A 19,011-nucleotide genomic window follows, 5' to 3' on the forward strand; every position below is an offset into this window, starting at 1 on the left:
AATGACACGCTTCCGCTTTTGGCAGGGATTGGTTTTGCTGGCTTCGGCTTCGGGATTTGCTTCGGGGCCGGGTGATCGCGTAGCGACGGACCCTAAGAGCGTCACCTCGGCTGCAAGCGCGAGTGGATCGTCTCCAATGCCTGTGGCTGAACTGCTGCAAACGGTGCGCCTCGGTGGTTCAACATGGTCACCCGACGGAAAGCAGATTGGCTATATCAGCAACGCTTCAGGACGGCTGAATCTTTGGGTCATGCAGGGGGATGGGACGGGAGCGCGGCAGTTGCTGAAGTCGGATGACCGTCAATCCGGCCCGGCGTTTACGAAAGACGGCAAAGAGATCGTCTACGAACAGGACAAGGGTGGCGATGAGCTGTACGACCTGTATGCGGTTCCAGTGAGTGGAGGCGAGCCGCGGAACCTCACGAACACAGACAAGACGAGTGAAAGCAGTCCGCTGTTTTCCAAAGATGGCAAATGGTTAGCCTTCACCAACAAGGTCAAGGTCGAGGCATCGACTAACGTCGGGGTCATGGACTGGGAGACGGGGAAGGTGCGTATCCTAACCCACGAGACGGATCCGAAGGCGTTCTGGAATATTGGAGACTGGAGCCCGGATGGGCGGAGTCTCTACGCGGTACGCCAGGTGGGGCTCGACGACGCGGACGTCTACCGGGTGGATGTGAAGAGTGGTGCGACCGAGAAGCTGACGACTCACACCGGAAAGGCGCTCGTCTTTGCGACCGCGGTATCGCCGGATGGCAAGACCCTTCTGCTGACCTCGAATGAGAAGGGCGGCTATCTGAATGTCGCGCTGCTGGATATTGCGTCGAAAAAGCAGCGGTGGGTCACGGATTCGCAGTGGGAAGTACACGCGGGCGAATTTTCGCCGAAGGGTGACACATTCACATATACCCTCAACGCGGATGGACGAGCGACGATCAACTTTGTCGATGTGAAGACACTGAAGGCGAGTGATCGCGGCATACCGGCCGGGTTGAACACCTCGGGTGCGGAGCCGACCGCGTTTCGTGAAGACGGAAGCTATCTATTTTCACATCAGGATTCGACACATGTGGCGAATCTCTACCTGCTGAGTGCTGGCGGAGCGATTACGCAGGTGACCCACAACGAGAGCCCGGTGCTGGCGGCGGCAGTCCTGCCTTCTTCGCAGTTGGTAACGTACAAAAGCTTCGATGGAAAGTTGATCTCCGCATTTGTTTGGGTGCCTTTCAATCTGAAGCGCGATGGAACGGCGCCCGTGGTGGTGATGCCACACGGCGGACCGACAGGCCAGACGGTAGACAGCTTCAACGCACGCGCGATTCTACTGGTTTCGCGTGGATACGTAGTGATTGCGCCGAATGTGCGCGGGTCGACGGGCTATGGGATGGAGTTTCAGAACTCCAATAAGAAGGACCTCGGCGGCGCGGATCTGAAGGATGAGATCGCGGGCGTCGACTTCCTGAAAGCCACCGGATTTATCGACGCGAAGAAGGTCGGCATCTGGGGTGGATCTTACGGCGGCTTCATGACACTCATGGCCATCGGCAAAAATCCCGATCTATGGGCCGCGGCCGTCGATGAGTACGGAATTCTGGACTGGTACACCATGCTGGCCCATGAGGATGCGCGTTTGCAGGAGTATGAGAAGTCGCTGCTGGGCGATCCCGTGGCCGACAAAGCTGTATACGAGGCGAGCTCGCCGCTCAAGTACATCCGCAACGAGAAAGCTCCACTGCTGGTGCTGCAGGGCGAGCGGGATATTCGTGTGCCGAAAGAGGAGGCCGAACAGGTGGTGGATATCCTCAAGAAGGAGGGCCGAACCGTGGATGCCGTCTACTACCCGGAGGAGGGTCACGGGTTCATCAAGCGGGAGCACCAGGTAGACGAGCTGACGCGATCCGTCGGTTGGTTTGACAAGTATCTTAAAGGAGAGACCAAGGCACAGTGAGGTTCAGTAAGGAGTAACAGATGCATGCAGCCGGTTTTCAGTGCGCGGGTTGTGGGGAGTGGGTAGAGACAACGGTAGACGAGTCTGCCGGCTCAAAGCAGCAGTACGTGGAGGACTGCCAGGTTTGCTGCCAGCCGAATGTGCTGACGGTGCGGTGGGACAGATCGGCGCAGGAGTTCACCATTACCGCCGAGTTGGAGAGTTAAGCCAGCAACGGATGCCCTTTGGGTGGGTGCCTTCGTCAAAGCATCACGCTGAAATTCGTTGGTTGGATTGAGGTTGTCCGGCCAGAATCATGGGGCGAACTCGCTAACCGCTGGCCGCTCCCATATAATCAGAACTTCGCTGACTTTGCTGGCGAGCGTCATTTTTAGAGCAGTGAGGGTGTGCGTATCTTTACCGTGAATCGAGAGAGCGGAAGCTCCCTGAAAAGCAAGACCAAGACTGTGTGCACGCGCTCCAGACGCTCCCGCATCGCTTATGCCGCGTACATGATTGCGTTTACGGCTCTGGCCGCCTCGTCCCTCTCGGCCCCGTCTCTTTCGGCCCAGCCGCTTTCGGGTCAGACGCTCTCAGGTCAGGCCGGATCGCTGTCCGGCAACGTCGAGACGCTGTGCCAGCCGCAGGTGATCGGTAACCGACGCATTCCCAAGGAGTCGGTGTTGGCCAGGCTCTACAGCCGGCAGAACGACCTCTACGACCCGCTGGTGGTGGAGCGGGACTTCAACTCGCTTTGGAACACTGGCTACTTCGACGATGTGCGCATTGAGCGCGTCGACAGCCCTAAGTGCGTGCAGCTGATCATCTATGTCAAAGAGAAGCCGACCATTCGCGAGATCAATTACAAGGGCCTGGGCGCGATAACGCAGTCCGACATTCTGGACCGCTTCAAGAAAGCAAAGGTACCGCTTTCAGTCGAGAGCCAGTACGACCCCACCAAGATCAAACGGGCCGAGGTGGTGCTGAGAGACCTGCTCGCAGAGCACGGACACCAGTTCGCCACCATCCGGACCGAGGTCAAGACAATTCCGCCCGCGGCCGTCGCGATCACGTTCAATATCAAAGAGGGGCCGACCGTAAAGGTGGGCAAGATCGCCTTCCAGGGCAACAACAGCATCAACGATCGCACCCTGCGCGCCGCGATGAAGAACCTCCGGCCGATCGGAATTCCGCACTCGATCATCCTCGAGAATCTCTTTGCGCGAACCTTCGACGCGAGCAAGCTGGATGAAGACACTGAGCGCGTACGCCAGGCCTATCGCGACCGCGGCTACTTCAAGGCGCTGACCAGCGAGCCGACCACGCACATCCGCGACGCGGGTGGAATCAACCCATTTACTCTGCATCCGTCCAAGGGCAAGCGGATCGACATTTTGATGCCGGTAGAAGAGGGTTCGCGCTACAAGCTCGCCGGTATCACCTTCTCCGGCAACACCCACTTCACCAATACCAGGGCGCTGCGTGCGCAGTTTGCACAGAAAGATGGCGAGTACTTCAACGCAACCCTGTTCGGCAAAGGGTTGGATCAGCTGCGTAAGGCCTTCGGCGAAGGCGGATTCATCAACTTCGTAGGCACACCGGTCCCGACGATCGATGAAGCCAACAAGACGATTAAGCTGAACATCGATATCGATGAAGGCAAAGCGTTCTACGTCTCGCGAATCGAGTTTACCGGCAACACCATCACGCGCGACAAGGTCATTCGGCGCGAGCTCCTTCTGGAAGAAGGGCAGGTCTATAACAGTCGGCTCTGGGATCTTTCTATTCTGCGGCTCAATCAGCTCAACTACTTTGAGGCGTTGAAGGCCGAGCAGGACTCGGAGAGCCGCCAGAACACCGACGACGGAACTGTCGACCTGCTGCTGAAGCTCAAAGAGAAGGGCAAGAACTCCATCGGCCTCAACGGCGGCATCAGCGGGCTGTCAGGAACCTTTGTCGGGTTGAACTACGAGACCAATAACTTTCTCGGACTCGGTGAGACGCTCTCGGTGCAGGCAAATATCGGCGACCTGTCGCGCAACCTGAGCCTCGGATTTACCGAGCCATATCTCCGGGACAAGCCGATCTCGCTGGGCGCGCAGGTCTTCACCAGCAAGTACGACTTCAACCCGTCGAAGAGCCAGTCGGCGACCGGCCAGGCGGCGGGAAACCTGACGACGGCACAACAGTCGCTGCTGACGAACTATAACCAGTCGACAACAGGGTTGACGATCTCGGCAAGCGAGCCTCTGCGGCATCTGTTTGCAAAGACTGGCGTGACTCGTGTCGGTATCTCTTACTCGCTGTCGCGGTCGTCCGTGACAACGTTCAACCAGAACACGACCAACGTCTTTCAATCGCTCGCGTTCCGGTCGGGCGTTGCGGGGCAGAATCAGCTGAGCGGCATCATCACTTCAGTCGTGACGCCGAGCTTCACCTTCTCGAGCCTCGATCGCGCAGTCGGACCTCACAGCGGCAAGGACTTCAACATCTCAATGCAGGTTGCAGGTGTGGGCGGTAACGTGAAGTACATCTCGCCGATTGCCAGCTATCGCCAGTTCTTCCCGATGAAGGGTCTGAGGGTGAACCGCGAGGGCCACAATGTGCTGGGTTACCGTATCCAGCTGGCTCATACGCAAGGCTTCGCAGGCGAGGTTGCCCCCCCAACGCATCGTCTCTACAGCGGCGGCGAATCGGATCTTCGCGGCTTCGACATCCGGTCGGTCGGTCCCTACACCTTCATCCCGAATAAAGTTCAATACATCCTGACCAACCCCGATGGGACCTCGGTTCCGCGTGATCCGACCAACCCCGCACTCGGCCCGGTCCAGATTCCGCTGCCGATCTACCGCATGGTGTCTATCGGTGGAGACACGCAACTTGTCTCGAACATCGAGTACCGAATTCCGATTGTGAATCAGGTGACCTTCGCCTTCTTCAACGACTTTGGCATGACCTTCGACGCGTTGCACGGCCAGTTGCGTCAGAGCACAGCGGGTCAGTCGTTGATCGATGGCGCGCAGTACGGTTGCCCCACAATCGTCAACGGCGCCTGCTTCGGAGGCCAGTCGGTGCAGTTCCCGAACCTGCTGAAGATAGTCCCAGGGACAAACTTCGTTCCGCGGGACTCTCTCGGCGCAGAGATTCAGGTGATCCTGCCGATCGTCAATGCGCCGTTCAGGATCTTCTACGCCTACAATCCGCTGCGTCTTTACAAGACCGTTCCGCAGGAGCTGGCGGTTCCGAACTCCGGTCCTGACAACGTCAATACCTTCAAGAGCTACTTCCCAACCAATGGAGCGGGTCAGTTCAGCTACCAGCAGGCGCTTCAGTTCTATGGGGCTGATTACATCCTGCGTGAGCCAAGAAAGACCTTCCGCCTGACGGTAAGCACGACCTTCTAGAAAGACAGGTCCTCCCGGACGGCCTCCCTGCGCGGGAGGCGGTCACTTCGTGACGTGTATACCTTTCTTGCAACCGACGATCTGTAGTGGTCCTTCCGTTGGTCGGAAGAAAAGTTGATTCCGACCAGCGGGAGGACCACGCGAAGCTCTAAAAAGGCGTGTGAACGCCCGCGCTCCGCGTAGGAGGCCCGTCCGGCAGGACAAGATCCTCTAGTAGCTGCGCTGGTACATGCGGGAGATGCGGTCATGCCACCCAAGGCCGTCTTCATCCATCCACGCCCAAAGGAAGCCGATACCCAGCGGACAGGCAGCAAGGACCGTAGCGAAGATGCGTCGCCGCATAGCCGACCGCGTAGGGTTATCATCCGAAAAAGTGCAGAGGCCGACGCGGGCATAACGCATCCCGGGAGTCGCCTCGCTGAAGGTAAAGAAGAGAAGCTGATAGAGCAGAGTGAGAACCGCCAGAGTGCCGGCTGTACCGATAGCAGCGGTCTGCAGGCTCATGGGCACGCTGCTGGCAGCAAGATTTGCTGAGTCAGCAGAGAGCTTCCCGACGGTCAGCGCGAAGGCCGCGACAAAGCACAAAAAAGAAGCCGTAATGATGCACCCATCAACCATAGTAGCCATCAGCCGCAGGTTGAGAGGCGCAGCCTCTGGTCTGTGCTCAAGCTGAAAAGGTGCCTCTGGAGTTTCGACTGGCGCCGCGACAGGATGGGCCGCAAGCAGAATCGATGACCACTCCGGCGCGACAGACTCGACCACTGGAGTGGTAGAGATCTGTGCAGCTTCCACCTCAAAGATGCGAAGCTGCGCCGTCTGGCTGCCGTGCGGTGCCTGGTCGGCCTCCTCGCGCAACGGCCCTTCTGCCAGCCGCGGACGAGCCTTACGCGCCGCCACCAGCTGCCGCGGAAACTCGATCAGGTTAGCTGGAATCTCGATAGGAGGTCCGGACTCTTCAAAGATCGGAGCCTGGCGGAAGGCGATCTCCTCATCGAGAGCAAGAGTCTCTTCCTCATTTAAAGCTCCATACGTCTCGTAGATAAGAGGCCGGCTGGGGGGCAAGACTTGTTCCTGCAGCGGGCCACGGGTTGCGTCTTCATAGAGCCGCACCGTGAGTGCGGGGGCCGGAGCCTGAGCGGTCGCTGGAAGAGTGAGCGCGCGAGTTGCGGTGTCAGAGTGCTCCGCATTGGCGAGTCTCGGTTCGGCTAGCGCAGGCGCCGGAGGAGTCAGCGTCCACTGGTCGAGATCAGCCAGCAGCTGGTACTGGGCGTCGGCCACGGCCTTGGCGCTGAGAGCAGCCACCTCGGCTGCCGCTTCGGCCTCGCGAATCGCAGCTTCGGCCTGCTCGGCGAGAAACGTGCGATAGCTTGGCGAGTTGGCGTACCGCTCCGCAACCGCCGCGGCGATGCGGGACGACCGTGTCTTCTCAGGACCAGGCTGCGCAATGGCAGTGACCCCTGAGCCCGGCTGCTGCGTCCGGCGGGCGCGATGGGCGGCAAGACGTTGGGCTACCTGTTCCCTGAGCGCAAATGGTGCGCCCGCTTCCGTTTCGGCCCCGGTTTCGTCCAGTGGTAGCAGGTCACGCTGTGCAGAGCTCATTGTGCTCAATTCCAAACTCGCTTCCGTAAAATCGTTTAGCCTCAAAGAGTGGTGCGCCTGATTAGTCTCAAATCAAGTTTCAAGCCCGACGAACCTGGGATCAAGCCCCATGGGCAGCGCCGACGGCCTCTGCTCGCTCTGCTGTTCGGCGGCACGAAGCCGTTCCATCCCGTTGCGAAGGCTTGCGGCTTCTACTCCGGAAGCCTCCGAACCGCTGTTTACCTCTTGATAACTATCATGGTGCTCCCCGCAAGTCATCCACATCTGCGGGCCCAGCAGGTGACGACTCAGGCAACCCCCCTTTCTGATGCGCAAGATACGTCCTCGAGCCTGCCGGATGAGCGCCTGCCGGATGAGCCCGGCGCGGCGCGTTATCCAGAAACGGCGCAAAATCCACGAGCGACGCAATATCCGGTGGCCGAGGTGCTCCCCGCCACCGAGGACACCACCGACGTAAAGACAGAGGAAGACACGCTGTCGAGAAGCGGAAGCGTCGTCACCTTGGATGGAGACGTCATGCTGACCTATCGCGATCGCATCGTAAAGGCCGATCACATCGAGTTCGATCAGGCCTCAGGCGAGCTCACCGCGACGGGGCATCTGCACGTAAGCGGTGGCGCAAACCACGAGGACCTCACCGCCAGCCACGGCACCATGAATCTCAAGCAGCAGACGGCGACCTTTTACGACGTCACCGGCTCTGTCGGGCTCAAGAGCGCAGGCCACACGCTCACCTACTCCAGCAGCAATCCGTTTCTGTTCACCGGCCGCATGGTCGTACGGACAGGGCCGCAGTCCTATGAGATCTACGACGGCACCTTGACCACCTGTCAGCTCCCGCACCCCGACTGGATGCTCTACGCAGGAAAGTTTGCGGTCGACAGCGAGAAGGCGAAGGCCCAGAACAGCACCTTCCGGCTGATGAATATCCCTGTGCTCTTTTTGCCCTACGTAACCCACCCAACGGACTCCGAGCAGAGGCAGACCGGCTTCATGATCCCGGTGCCGGGTTACTCATCGACCAAGGGATTCACCCTCGGCGAGGAGTTTTACTGGGCGATCAACCGCAGCACCGACCTCACCGTAGGCGCGCAGTATTACTCCCTCCGCGGGTGGGAGCAGTCAGCAACGTTTCGATACCGCGGACTAGGCAATGACTTTGCGAAGGCCCGATACACCGGCCTGCTCGACCGTGGCATCTTCACCAGCGGCGTGTACCTGAATCAAGGCGGAGAAGATGCGACGGTTTCGGGGCGTCACGACTTCACTTCGCAGACGAGAGTAGTCGGGGATGTGGAGTATCTGAGTTCGTACGCCTATCGCGAGGCATTTGCCGAGAACTTCAGCGTCGCAGTGTCGAGCGACATCCTTTCGATCGTCTATGGCGTGCATCAGTGGGACGGATACTCCGCGTCGGCCCGTGTGGATCGATATCAGGGCCTGAAACAGGCTGGCGTAGCCGCGACCCCGACCACGCCGGCAATCCCGGAAGAACAGGTGAAGATCTTTCATGCGCCGTCGCTCGACTTCACCAGCACCGAGCACGAGATCGGCCGGACCGGACTGCTGTGGAGCATAGACGCCTCCCACGCCGGACTGTCCCGCGTGCAGCCGGACTTCTCTACCGGCGGGCTTACCCAGCGGTTCGACCTGCATCCCGAGCTCTCCTATCGTCTCGGCTTCGATGGATGGCACATGCTCGCGTCGATAGGCGCTCGCGAGACCGCGTACTCCAGAAGCAGGCAGGTTCCCTACGCCCCGATCGGAGTTCCAGTCGAGCTTCCCAACCCTCTCAACCGGTCCGATGTTGAGGTTGAGGCAGATCTGCGGGCGCCTGTGGTGGAGCGGACCTTCGATTCGCCACGCGTCGAAAAGCTCTTCGGCGGAAACGACGTGAAGCACACCATCGAGCCGGAGCTGACCTACCGCTACGTCACCGGCGTGAACAACTTCTTGAGCGTCCTGCGCTTCGACGATGCCGATATCGTAAGCAACACCAACGAACTGGAGTACGGAGTGACCCAGCGGCTGTTCCTGCGGCCCACAAAGGCCCGTCCCTGCAAAGAAAGACCCACGACCACCGCGCAGACCCAGTACTGGGATGACGATAGCGGCAAGGTTCAGACCAGGGGACAGGGTGGCAGCGAGAAAGATGCGCTGCCCAACTGCGGCAGTCATCCGCTGCTCAGCTGGCGGCTGACGCAGAAGCACTTCTTCAACGAGAACTTCGGCGGAGCCGTCATCAACGGCCGGCGAAACATCTTCGACACGACGCTGAACTTCTCAGGAATCGCATTTCTCACCGAGCCCAGGGCCATCTCCCCTCTGGTCTCCCGTCTGCGCCTGCGCACCTCCTCGCACATGGACGTGGAGTGGGACTTCGATCTCGACACCGGCGCAAAGAAGTTTACCTCCAACAACGTATTCGTGGACGTGCATCAGAACAACGTCTTTGCCGGCCTCAGCTACGCGCGGTTGAACGCTCCGGGCCGCTTCTATACTGAAGGAGTAACCTCGGCAGTCTCGGACTTCAATCAGCTGCGGCTGCTCCTGGGCTATGGTTCGCCGACCAAGCCGGGCCTCGGAGTGGCAGGCAACGTAGGGCTGGATCTCAACGCAAATAACACCGGCCTGGTGCAGTACGGTGCCGTGCAGGGGTCCTATAACTGGGACTGCTGCGGATTCAGCGTCGAGGTTCGCAAGTACGAGCTGGGCTCGGTGCGAAATGAGACCACGGAGAGATTCAACTTCACCCTGCTGAACATCGGAACAGCGGGCAATCTGCGGCGTGCAGCCAGCCTCTTCTAAGGCGCCGAAGTCGCGCTCTTCCGGGGACCGCTCCAAGGGGTCCGAAGCCTTGTAAATCGGCTCTGCGTGAGATAATCGAGGTATTGTGTTGATCGCTGTGAAGCCGTTCCGAACCCTGATCTTTGCCTTTACGCTGGCCGCCCTCGGCTGCCATGCACAGACCTCTCCGCAGACTGTGCCCCCTGGTGCCGGCGATGCTTCGGGCAAGCTCTCTCCTGAGCTCACGCGAAGGGTAGAAGTGCTCATCCGTTCCAGGGCGTCGATTCCTCCAGGCTATGTGATTCAGATCGGATCTCGTACCCGCAGCGACGTGCCAGGCTTTGACAAAATCAGCGTATCGTTCTTGGCCGACGGCAAGTCCAGCAAGCCCGCCGAATTTCTGCTCTCGACTGACGGCAATACCTTGGCTCAATTCAGTAAGTTCGACATCAGCAAGGATCCAAAGCTCCTCGTAAGCGGCGATGGCCGGCCTTCACGCGGCGGTCCCGCAAACGCGCCCGTGCTCATCGTCGGCTTTGACGACCTCGAGTGCCCCTACTGCGCAAAGATGCACGAGCAGCTCTTTCCCGCGTTGACCGAGCGCTATAAGGATCAGATTCATATCGTCTATCGCGACTTCCCGCTGGATCAGCATCCCTGGGCCATGCGCGCGGCGATTGATACCAACTGCGTAGGCGCCCACAGCCCTATGGGCTATTGGAATCTGGTGGACTACATCCACGCTCACGCCGCAGAACTCGGCGGCACAGACAAGAGTCTCGCCAAGGCTAACGAGACGCTCGACACCCTCGCGCGCGACGAAGGGAAGAAACAGAACCTCAACGCGGAGTCGCTGAATGCGTGCCTCGCCAAGCAGGATGACACGGCCATCAAAGCGTCGATCAAGCTGGGCGAAAGCCTGGGGGTAGACTCCACGCCGGCGCTCTTCATCAACGGAGAAAAGGTGGAGGGAGCGCAGCCCCTCGAGGACGTGTATCGTATGATCGATAGCGCGCTGATTGCCTCCGGGCAGACGCCTCCACCGCCGCCGACACCAATTCAGGCACAGCCTCAAACCCCGCCGGCGACCAAACCCGGCAACTAGCAGAAGAATGCAGGAGATCTGGATGCGGAATACGGATGTGCCGAGCTTGTCGGCCGAGAACGAACGTACTTCTAACACGCGCTCCTATCGCACCGCCTCGATTCCATTGCTCCCATTGCTGTTGACGATGGCTGCCGGGCTCTTGCCGGTTGCAGGATGCAACCACGGTCACAACGCCGACGTCGTCGCCACGGTCAACGGCCACGCCATCATGCAGGCCGACCTCGAGAAAGCCTACAAACTGCAACTCGGAGATGCCGCCCAACAACAGCAGCAGCCCTCGCCCGAACAGGCCGATTCGCTGCGCCTGAACCTCCTCCGCGAGTTGATCGATGAAGAGATCGTCGAACAGCGCGCCGCGAAGATGAACCTCACCGCGACCAACGAAGAGGTCGATGCAAAGCTAGCCGAGATGAAGGCTCCTTACACGGAGGAGCAGTTTCAGCAACGCCTGAAGGCCAGCAATCAGACCATCGACGATGTAAAGCATTCATTGCGTCGCAGCCTCACCATCAACAAGCTGCTCAACAAAGAGATCAACTCCAAGATCACCGTCACCGACGCCGATGTGGCCAGCTACTACAACCAGCACAAGGCCGAGTTCAATCTGCTTGAGACCAAGTACCGCCTCGCAACCATTCAGGTGACCGGTCAACCGTCGCCTCAGCCGGGAAACCTGCAGGGAAGCAAAGCGACCAACGACGTCGAAGCGAAGAAGAAGATTCAGGCGTTGAAAAATCGCCTGGACAGCGGCGAGGACTTCGGCACCATCGCCAGCAACTGGTCCGAGCAGCCCCAGACCGCGCCCAACGGCGGAGAAATGGGCTTCGTCGACGAGTCGCAGCTGCACCAGGATCCCACCGCCTTCAACGCCATTACCAAGCTGAAGGCCGGCCAGATCACCGACATCCTTCCGCTGCTCGATGCTCAGACGAAGCGCCCCGCCGGTTACGCAATCTACAAGCTGATCTCCCGCGACCCCGCAGGCCAGCGCGATGTCAACGATCCCCGTGTCCAGCAGGCCATCCGCCAGCAGTTGCGCGATGTGCGTTCGCAGCTGCTCAAGAGCGCCTACCTGGAGATGGTGCACGATCAGGCCAAGGTGGAGAACTTCTTCGCCGAACAGATCTTCAAGACCGACGCCCACTAACTCTCCAAATAATATCGCCACTCATCTCTCTCGGGAGGTCTCATGACGCAGCAGCCAGTGCGCTTCGCGATCCTTGGCTTTGGTCACCACGCAATTCGTCGGCTGCTGCCTGCCTTTCCCAGGTGTGAGCAATCCACACTGAGCGGGATGTGGCGCCGCGATCACGCTGCCGCCATCGCCAACTGCGCCGAGTACAAAATCCCTCACTGCTTCGCCACGCGGGAGGAGCTCTGCTCTTCGCCGGATGTCGACGTCGTCTTCATCACCTCACCTGACGCGATGCACCGCGACGACACGCTCCTTGCGCTAAAGCACGGCAAAGCAGTCCTGTGCGAGAAGCCTCTGGCCATGAGCACAGCACAGGCCAAAGAGATGAACGCCGCAGCCAGCGCGTCCGGTCTACTCTTCGGCGTCGCACAAAACTTTCGCTACAACCGAAGCCTCGAGTGGATGCGCGACCAAATCGCCGCTGGCCTCATCGGCACCCCACAGCTTGCACGCGCCGAGTACTGCTATCCCGCCACCAACTCCGCAAGAAAGTGGATCATCGACGCAACGCTGGCTTACGGCGGACCCATCGGAGATGTCGGCGTGCACTGCATCGACGCCCTGCGCTTCGTTCTAGGCAATGACGTCATCAGCGTCGACACTCTGGCCCGCAAAGACGCCTCCTCAGGCAACCTCGAAGCCATCGCCTCGCTCCAGATGGAGATGACTGGCGACATCTTTGCCACGGTGACCACTAGTGCCCGTGCACCCTACCGCTCTCTGGTCGAGGTCAACGGCAACAATGGCGTGATGACCGCCGAAGGGTGTCTCACCGTCGATCGCCCAGTAGAGATAGTCGTTCGCCGCGCAGGCGAGGTGGTCGAGCGAGTCACCCTCGACAACGGCGATGGCTACACGCGAATGCTGGATAGCTTCGCCGCTGCCCTGCGCAGTGATGGCGACTTCGCGGCTACCGGCGAAGATGGTCTCCACAACATGCGGGCGCTCGATGCAGCCATAGCGAGCTGGCGCAGCGGATCCCGCAAGAACCTCCGCACCTCCGCAGACTCTTAGCGCAAAGCCGCAGCCAGGGCAGAAGTCCCGCCGTGATGCAGAATCGCAAGATCGCGCTCAGGCGCCGGCGGCAGATACCTCTTGTAAACGCTCACGTGGAAGCACGACTGTTGAAACTCCTCTTCCACATCCACTTTTCCCGATTGCACCAGCAGCAAAAGATAGCCCCGAAGCCACGCAATCTCCGTCAGCGAGAGGCCATGCTTCGCAATATCGACAGCCTGCCCCGTCAGATGCGGAGAGGCCGTGTCGCCCTCAGCCGGCGCCGCATTGCCGTTGATGTGCACCAGGTGCTGCTGAAATTCAACTGTGCGTACAGCGGAGTTCACCTGCAGTGGCGAGTGAAAGCGAGCGTAGTGGGCGCGCGCCAGCGTTGCGAGAAACTGCGCTGTCCACGGACGGCAGTAACGCCGGTTGACCGGTAGCCGATCATCCACCTGGAGAGCCTCGCTCTCAGGCAGCGCAACCAGCAACTTTTTCCCGCGCATATCCACCAGGTCGCCATCATCCTGAATGCGGGAGAGCCCATCGCGATCGGCGACCTCGTTCTGATGAACGAGAATCTCGTGCGAGCCCTTCAACGGCGGAGGCATGATGAGCCGCCCACGCTTGTTATAAAGATTAGGCAGAATCACCGGAGTCGAGGCCACCTCTTCCACGCTGGCCAGTTGCGGCCTCTCCGCCGCCGGCCGAACCACGCTGATGACAGGAACGGGCTTGGCCACAGAGACCGGCTTCGACGAAGTCGACGACTTGCGCGCAGGTGCAGCCGTAGCCTGACGTGTCTCGTTCAGTTCTTCGGAGCGCTCTTCCTGGCGCGCTTCGGGGCGCAACGTCCCGTGGATCGCCACAGCAGCTTGGGTCTCCACCTGGGTCGACGCGGCCGCCTTCAGAAAATCCTCTGATGTAGCCTTCAACGGCGTCCCGGCGGAGGCAGCCAGCTCAGGTTGCGTCGCCTTCTGGCGCGAGGCGCGAACCGCATGGCGCAGATGGCGTCCGCCTGCTGACCGCCCATGAACGCGCACGCTCATAGGTGGATCGGTCTTTGGAGTGGGCGCGCTGTGATGCTTCGAGCTATGCGTTGCATGCGACGGTTTCGCGGCGGTCTTCCGTCGGTCCGGATGCTTCGCCACCGCAGCGGCAACAGTCTTCTTATGGGCCGAGGGATGATGCATCGGTTTGGCGAGGCTGCCTGCGCAAGAAAAACACAGAGCCGCAAGCGCCAGAAGGGCCGGGATGGGGGCGGTCAAACGCATCATGTTTTTGGAGACGCGGAGACGCCAGAGCAACTCCTAAGTTAAACGTTCGTGAGAGAGCATGGAAGTGACGAGGTGGGTTCCGTATACTTGGTCGTTAACAGGGGGAGTGGATGAGGAGAATGTTGCTGGGCTTCGGTCTGGTCGCTGTCGGGTTGATTGGGTGGGGCTTTCAGGCAGCAACCGTGCAGGCGGCGCAGGATGCGGCAGTCGCGCCCGAGTTCTACACGACCAGGGTCCAGCCCATCTTTCAGGCCAACTGCTACCGCTGCCATGGGGGAATGAACCACCGTGGCGGATTGAATATTCAAACGCGAGCAGGAATGTTGAAGGGCGGCCACGAGGGCACCGTGCTCATTCCAGGCGATCCCGCAAACAGTCTTCTGGTGCGGCTGATCCGCCATGAGGGCCCAGCGAAGGACCCCATGCCCATGCCACCGAAGCAGCCAAAGCTCTCCGACGCGGACATCGCAACCGTCGAGCAGTGGGTAAAGGCAGGCGCGATCATGCCGGCCGATCCTCCGCCGTAACTCTTCCTCAAAGTGATCAGGTCCCGCACCAATCCGCTAAGAGCTGGATGGAGTTCTCGTTCCCGTCTCCGGCCTCTCCTGGCTCCGGACGAACAGATTCTTAATCCGGCGGCGGAAGTAGAAGAGCGCTCCTGAGACCGCCGCGCTGATGCCTTGAAACATAAGCAGGCCTGAACCGGGATCAACGTAAGCATGGGCTTGGCGCTCAAAGGCAAAGCTGAGCGCTAGAAAGAGCATCAGCGTGATCGCGAATCGCTTGAAACCAAAAGTCATTCTGTTGCCTCTGGGGAGGTGTGCCTCAGGGGGCCCAATCTCAATGAAGGTGAAGACGCAATGCGCAGGCAAAAGTTTCGGTTCCATGAATACTTCGTGTATCGAAAGCTAAACACATCTTTTATCTTGCATTTCGTCTTGAACTTCTATTCAGAACTCTAGACCGCCCTCAATACTGACAGTCGGTTTTTATCGAATAAAATAATCCGCAGGTCCGCGCACGTCCCATATTGGGATCTTCGCGAAGCAGAGGCTCGAAGGATTTTTCCACCCATCGTCAGGGCTTCGCGGGCGTCTCTGTGTGCACCTGGGCAAGCCATCTCCCGCTCTTGGGTTGACGAACCCAGACCGTGACGGAGTTATTGTCATTCTTCATTACGGTGGGTTTCTCTGGCGTGCCGCACTGGAACGTATTCACTACGTGATACGCAGTAAGCGCAGAGTCTGGCGTCAGAATACGAACCTGCAGATCGCGAAGCTCATACGACTCAAGCTTGCAGTGCTTCAGCGTGATCAGCAGCGTGTCCAGAGCCTGAATGTGCTCGTCCACCAGGATGAAGTCTTCCGTAAACAGACTGCGAACCGTCCCGAAGTCGCCTTCAGCCATCGTCGTCCAAAGATTCTGTTCCAGCTTGACGATATCGATCGAGGCAGGCAGCGGTGACGAAGCCGCAGGGGTCTGAGCAACTGCTCCGGAACCAAGAAGCGAAGCGATAACCAGAAGGAGGAGACGCATGGGGATTATCTTAGCGTCTCCCTCCCGTTATGGACGCCGGAAGGTTGTACCCAGTTCAGTTCGCCGGCGCCGTTGCCGACTTGGTCCCCACCCGACGGACAGAAGCATCGACGATGGCATAGAGCAGTTGTCCATGATCGGCCTTTGCCTTTGCCTTGATGTATTCGCCCGCGCGTTTGCCGGCCTCAGCGCTCTCCGGAAGCGTCAGGCCCCGTGTCTCCGCCGAGATCTCCGCCAGTTGCTGAACGATGTCGAAGAACGTCCCCTCATTCTTGCCGGCAAGCTGCCAGCAGTCAGAGACCGTGCAGGTCAGAATCTGCTCCTTCGTCCAGTTGTGGGCAGCAGTCGAGTCTGCCGAAGGAGTAATCGTCGCAGCCGACGGTTGCTGAGCCGAAGCGCAAAGGCCAACTGCGGTCAGAGCGAAGCAGAGTGCGAGGCGAGAGAAGAGGCGCATGGGGATCGTTCCTTTACGTTCGTAGGTTAGAAAGGCGTCTAGTACCGGTGATAGCGATCATCGCGATTGTTCTGGGCAGCGTTGCCGACCACGGCGCCAATACCTGCACCTGCGGCCCCGCCAATAATCGTTCCTTTCAAGCCGCCACCAAACACCGCGCCCAGAATTGCACCGCCCCCGGCGCCGATCAGCGCGCCCTTGCCAGGTCCGATGCCTCCCTGATTATCTCTGTAGTGGTCGTCGTGGTAGCGGCGATCCCGGTCGTTATAGTAGTTCCCGCCGCGTCCGCCGTTGCGCATCCCGCTGTAGTAGGCGTTGTTGTTGTTGTTATAACGCTGTGCGAACGCCGGAGTGCAGCTCGCAAGCAGCAGAGGAGTCAATAGGACCGCGTTTCGTAGCTTGGTCATCCCCGGTTGGATGCCGAATCTCCTCGCCGCGCAGAGTTAAATTCGCAGGTCCAGCCAGGGAAGGTAAGTGCCAATCCGCCACAAGTTAGGAAATATAGCCAGTTAGGAATATAGCCAGCCCCTTGATGGAATCCCGGAGATTTGATGGAACCCCGGAGATCGAGCACTAGCCGGAACCCAGCCCGTCGAAAGTAACCGCGAAGGGTGTATCCCCAATCAGTTCATCCCTTTTAAGATCAGGCATCATCTATCCAACAAGAATCAACCATACAAGTCGATTTCGTCTATTTGCCCTGCAGGATCGTCTCATCTTGCAGTAGCTTTCAAACAGCAGTATTTGGAGGGGGATTGTGAAGCATCGAATCGGTACCATCTCGGCAGGCTTAGTGGCAGGCGCAGTCATGGCACTGGGTCTCGCCGGCTCTCTCATGTCCGCGCAAACAACTCCATCGCCCGCCCCGCACAAGCCAAGAACCTCCTCCAAAACAGCAATGGCAACCTGGTCGCCCGACGTCCAGAAGGCACTCGGCCTCTCCTCCGACGACTTCAAGACCGACGGCCTCAACAAACTCACCCAGGTCCAGCTCAACAATCTCATGAACTCCGCCAAACCCGATCCACGCAAGCACTGGCTCGTCTGCCCAGCCACCGGAACCGCACCCTCCGGCCAGATCCACGTCCTGCTCACCGTCGCCGGCGACGACTCCACCGGTGCCATCGCCGGCCAGATCCGTCAGGCCATCAGCGCCCTCACCGGCGTCACCGTAGTCGACACCGTCGCCAACGCCGACCGCACACTCCACGTCGTCATCCAGGAGCAGACCACCGCCAAACGCACCATCGGCTTCACCGCCTCCTATCTCACCGGAACCCCCTGCACCGAAGAGGTCGCCGGCAAGAAGAAGGATGTCGAGCTCAAAGGCACCTTAGGCACCTACACCGACGCGAAGGGCGCAGGCCTCGCCATGGACCTCGCCGGAATGCTCGATCAGGATCTGCAGCCGCTTCGCGCAGGCGCCGCAACCCACTAAAATCGCCCATCAAATCCAGCAGTCAAGCATCCAGCAGGCCGGCAAGCCAACCCGCCTCACCGCCAGCACCCGAGCAACTCGCCTCGGCCCGGATAATTTTTTGTTCGCCGCACCCATACTTTGCATCTCATTCACTGGAGGTTTGTTATGAAAGGACTCCCTTGGATTCTGGTCGGCATGGGAATTGGCATCGCTGCAACGTATGTGCTGTTCTTCGATCAACTCTCGGATAAACCCGAGCCAGCCTACGACATCGGTTATGACGGATTCACCGACGCCGCCCGTAAGACCTTCGCCTGGGGCACAAAGAAGCAGGCCGAGGGCAAGGTCGGCTCCTTCGCCGGAGCAATCAAGCAAGGCGTTGGCAATCTCACCGGCAACCAGAATCTCGCTGACGAAGGCGCAGCAGACCGCGTCATAGGCAACGTTAAAGACGTTGCAGGACGCGTCGGCGAAGCCGTCGGACAAACCATCCACGAATTGAACTAATAGAAACAAAGCTGCAACAATAGATGTGGGCCCACGGTTCTCATGCAACAAAAACCGCCCATCCGCGCAATGTTCCGTTGCGAAGGTGGGCGGTTTGTTTAAGATGAGCGGTTTGTTTTAAAGCGGCCATCCTCCTGACCCTGAACAAAGTCGAACCGAGCGAACGATCCCGCATCTGCAATAACTCAGCGCAGCCCAACCCAGGGCAACCCCACCCAACCATACCGAGTCGTACCTCACAGGTGGAGTAGTGCAGTACCGCTGACCATCCGGAGGTTTTATGATCTTTCGCAAAAACGCTTGGGCCCATCTTATGCTTGCTGGTGTGCTTTCTCTCAGTGTTGTGCCCGCTGGCTTGGCGCAGTCTTCGCAAGACAGCGATGCAAATAGCTGGTCCGCACCACGCGGCTACGACATGGCTTATCCCGAACACGGCACCCCCAACATGGTGGCTCGTCAGGGCTACGCCGCAGGCTTCAACCAGGGCCAGGCCGACCTATCCCGTGGCACATCATTCAAACCCACCGAGAACAAAGCCTACGCTCACGCGAAGATCCCTAAGGGGATGGACAAAGACACCTTTAAAACGGAGTTTCGTGAGTCCTTTGTGAAGGGCTACACCAACGCCTACAAGGGTCAGTAGCAGTCGGCAAGTGCGACAACTCAAAGTAACAAAGCAATGCCCGCTCTTCGTGAGCAACGCAGCAATCACGAAAGCAGGCATCTTTGTGTCGGTCAGCTGTGTCGGTCAGCTTGTGATGACCGGTTAGCTCTTGTTGCGATAACCGGTTAGCTCTT

17 protein-coding genes are annotated in these 19,011 nt (G+C 59.3%); 11 read left to right on the top strand and 6 right to left on the bottom strand.

The annotated features are described in order from the left end of the window. The first annotated feature begins 1 nt into the window (after position 1). The 3 genes from HDF08_RS20335 (at position 2) to bamA (ending at position 5,334) form a co-directional block, all read left to right on the top strand. Positions 2-1,951: a S9 family peptidase gene (locus tag HDF08_RS20335; RefSeq protein ID WP_179640471.1), complete on the top strand. Its 1,950-nt coding sequence runs from the start codon at positions 2-4 to the stop codon at positions 1,949-1,951. A 20-nt stretch (positions 1,952-1,971) separates the two neighbouring features. Further along, positions 1,972-2,157 carry a CPXCG motif-containing cysteine-rich protein gene (locus tag HDF08_RS20340; protein ID WP_179640472.1) on the top strand — a complete coding sequence of 62 codons (186 nt, stop codon included), beginning with the start codon at positions 1,972-1,974 and terminating at the stop codon, positions 2,155-2,157. Between the two features lie 180 nt (positions 2,158-2,337). Further along, positions 2,338-5,334: an outer membrane protein assembly factor BamA gene (gene bamA, locus HDF08_RS20345; protein WP_179640473.1), complete on the top strand. Its 2,997-nt coding sequence runs from the start codon at positions 2,338-2,340 to the stop codon at positions 5,332-5,334. A gap of 210 nt (positions 5,335-5,544) precedes the next feature. Here bamA and HDF08_RS20350 read toward each other — a convergent pair whose 3' ends face one another. Then, positions 5,545-6,933 carry an RDD family protein gene (locus HDF08_RS20350; RefSeq protein WP_179640474.1) on the bottom strand — a complete coding sequence of 463 codons (1,389 nt, stop codon included), beginning with the start codon at positions 6,931-6,933 and terminating at the stop codon, positions 5,545-5,547. Positions 6,934-6,984: 51 nt separating this feature from the next. Here HDF08_RS20350 and HDF08_RS20355 point away from each other — a divergent pair, with 51 nt between their 5' ends. From HDF08_RS20355 to HDF08_RS20370, 4 genes are all read left to right on the top strand, one after another. Further along, the gene (locus tag HDF08_RS20355) at positions 6,985-9,741 is read left to right on the top strand and encodes an LPS-assembly protein LptD (RefSeq protein ID WP_353070233.1); all 2,757 of its coding nucleotides are present in this window, start codon (positions 6,985-6,987) and stop codon (positions 9,739-9,741) included. 85 nt (positions 9,742-9,826) lie between these two features. Further along, positions 9,827-10,825, top strand: a complete 999-nt coding sequence (locus tag HDF08_RS20360) for a DsbA family protein (protein ID WP_179640475.1) — start codon at positions 9,827-9,829, stop codon at positions 10,823-10,825. 22 nt (positions 10,826-10,847) lie between these two features. Then, positions 10,848-11,975, top strand: coding sequence for a SurA N-terminal domain-containing protein (locus tag HDF08_RS20365; protein WP_257031305.1), 1,128 nt, complete (start codon positions 10,848-10,850; stop codon positions 11,973-11,975). 42 nt (positions 11,976-12,017) lie between these two features. Further along, the gene (locus tag HDF08_RS20370; RefSeq protein WP_179640476.1) at positions 12,018-13,037 is read left to right on the top strand and encodes a Gfo/Idh/MocA family protein; all 1,020 of its coding nucleotides are present in this window, start codon (positions 12,018-12,020) and stop codon (positions 13,035-13,037) included. Here the strand turns inward: HDF08_RS20370 and HDF08_RS20375 are convergent. After that, positions 13,034-14,296, bottom strand: a complete 1,263-nt coding sequence (locus tag HDF08_RS20375; protein WP_179640477.1) for a DUF5715 family protein — start codon at positions 14,294-14,296, stop codon at positions 13,034-13,036. The two genes, HDF08_RS20370 and HDF08_RS20375, sit on opposite strands and share 4 nt — an antisense overlap. Positions 14,297-14,406: 110 nt before the next feature. Between HDF08_RS20375 and HDF08_RS20380 the strand changes: the two genes are divergently transcribed. Next, a complete protein-coding gene (locus tag HDF08_RS20380) occupies positions 14,407-14,823 on the top strand; it encodes a c-type cytochrome domain-containing protein (protein ID WP_179640478.1) in 417 nt (138 codons plus the stop codon). A 36-nt stretch (positions 14,824-14,859) separates the two neighbouring features. Here the strand turns inward: HDF08_RS20380 and HDF08_RS20385 are convergent, their stop codons facing one another. From HDF08_RS20385 to HDF08_RS20400, 4 genes are all read right to left on the bottom strand, one after another. Then, positions 14,860-15,096, bottom strand: coding sequence for a hypothetical protein (locus HDF08_RS20385; protein WP_179640479.1), 237 nt, complete (start codon positions 15,094-15,096; stop codon positions 14,860-14,862). Positions 15,097-15,373: 277 nt separating this feature from the next. Then, positions 15,374-15,832, bottom strand: a complete 459-nt coding sequence (locus HDF08_RS20390) for a nuclear transport factor 2 family protein (protein ID WP_179640480.1) — start codon at positions 15,830-15,832, stop codon at positions 15,374-15,376. 55 nt (positions 15,833-15,887) lie between these two features. Continuing rightward, a complete protein-coding gene (locus tag HDF08_RS20395; protein WP_179640481.1) occupies positions 15,888-16,286 on the bottom strand; it encodes a hypothetical protein in 399 nt (132 codons plus the stop codon). Positions 16,287-16,324: 38 nt separating this feature from the next. Beyond that, positions 16,325-16,693 carry a hypothetical protein gene (locus tag HDF08_RS20400; protein WP_257031306.1) on the bottom strand — a complete coding sequence of 123 codons (369 nt, stop codon included), beginning with the start codon at positions 16,691-16,693 and terminating at the stop codon, positions 16,325-16,327. Positions 16,694-17,043: 350 nt separating this feature from the next. Here HDF08_RS20400 and HDF08_RS20405 point away from each other — a divergent pair, with 350 nt between their 5' ends. From HDF08_RS20405 to HDF08_RS20415, 3 genes are all read left to right on the top strand, one after another. Next, complete coding sequence (locus tag HDF08_RS20405) at positions 17,044-17,724, top strand: LPS-assembly lipoprotein LptE (protein ID WP_179640482.1); 681 nt, start codon at positions 17,044-17,046, stop codon at positions 17,722-17,724. 147 nt (positions 17,725-17,871) lie between these two features. Then, positions 17,872-18,213: a CsbD family protein gene (locus HDF08_RS20410; RefSeq protein WP_179640483.1), complete on the top strand. Its 342-nt coding sequence runs from the start codon at positions 17,872-17,874 to the stop codon at positions 18,211-18,213. Between the two features lie 280 nt (positions 18,214-18,493). After that, on the top strand, positions 18,494-18,856 hold the full coding sequence (locus HDF08_RS20415) for a hypothetical protein (RefSeq protein WP_179640484.1): 363 nt from the start codon (positions 18,494-18,496) through the stop codon (positions 18,854-18,856). The last annotated feature ends 155 nt before the right edge of the window (positions 18,857-19,011 follow it).

It is taken from the genome of Tunturiibacter empetritectus, assembly GCF_013410875.1.
GTDB lineage: Bacteria > Acidobacteriota > Terriglobia > Terriglobales > Acidobacteriaceae > Edaphobacter > Edaphobacter empetritectus.

Bases quoted from the DNA above. Each gene is read 5' to 3' on its own strand.
- HDF08_RS20335 (WP_179640471.1), top strand. From the start codon at position 2: ATGACACGCTTCCGCTTTTGGCAGGGATTGGTTTTGCTGGCTTCGGCT.
- HDF08_RS20340 (WP_179640472.1), top strand. From the start codon at position 1,972: ATGCATGCAGCCGGTTTTCAGTGCGCGGGTTGTGGGGAGTGGGTAGAG.
- HDF08_RS20350 (WP_179640474.1), bottom strand. From the start codon at position 6,933: ATGAGCTCTGCACAGCGTGACCTGCTACCACTGGACGAAACCGGGGCC.
- HDF08_RS20365 (WP_257031305.1), top strand. From the start codon at position 10,848: ATGCGGAATACGGATGTGCCGAGCTTGTCGGCCGAGAACGAACGTACT.
- HDF08_RS20370 (WP_179640476.1), top strand. From the start codon at position 12,018: ATGACGCAGCAGCCAGTGCGCTTCGCGATCCTTGGCTTTGGTCACCAC.
- HDF08_RS20375 (WP_179640477.1), bottom strand. From the start codon at position 14,296: ATGATGCGTTTGACCGCCCCCATCCCGGCCCTTCTGGCGCTTGCGGCT.
- HDF08_RS20380 (WP_179640478.1), top strand. From the start codon at position 14,407: ATGAGGAGAATGTTGCTGGGCTTCGGTCTGGTCGCTGTCGGGTTGATT.
- HDF08_RS20385 (WP_179640479.1), bottom strand. From the start codon at position 15,096: ATGACTTTTGGTTTCAAGCGATTCGCGATCACGCTGATGCTCTTTCTA.
- HDF08_RS20390 (WP_179640480.1), bottom strand. From the start codon at position 15,832: ATGCGTCTCCTCCTTCTGGTTATCGCTTCGCTTCTTGGTTCCGGAGCA.
- HDF08_RS20395 (WP_179640481.1), bottom strand. From the start codon at position 16,286: ATGCGCCTCTTCTCTCGCCTCGCACTCTGCTTCGCTCTGACCGCAGTT.
- HDF08_RS20400 (WP_257031306.1), bottom strand. From the start codon at position 16,693: ATGACCAAGCTACGAAACGCGGTCCTATTGACTCCTCTGCTGCTTGCG.
- HDF08_RS20410 (WP_179640483.1), top strand. From the start codon at position 17,872: ATGAAAGGACTCCCTTGGATTCTGGTCGGCATGGGAATTGGCATCGCT.
- HDF08_RS20415 (WP_179640484.1), top strand. From the start codon at position 18,494: ATGATCTTTCGCAAAAACGCTTGGGCCCATCTTATGCTTGCTGGTGTG.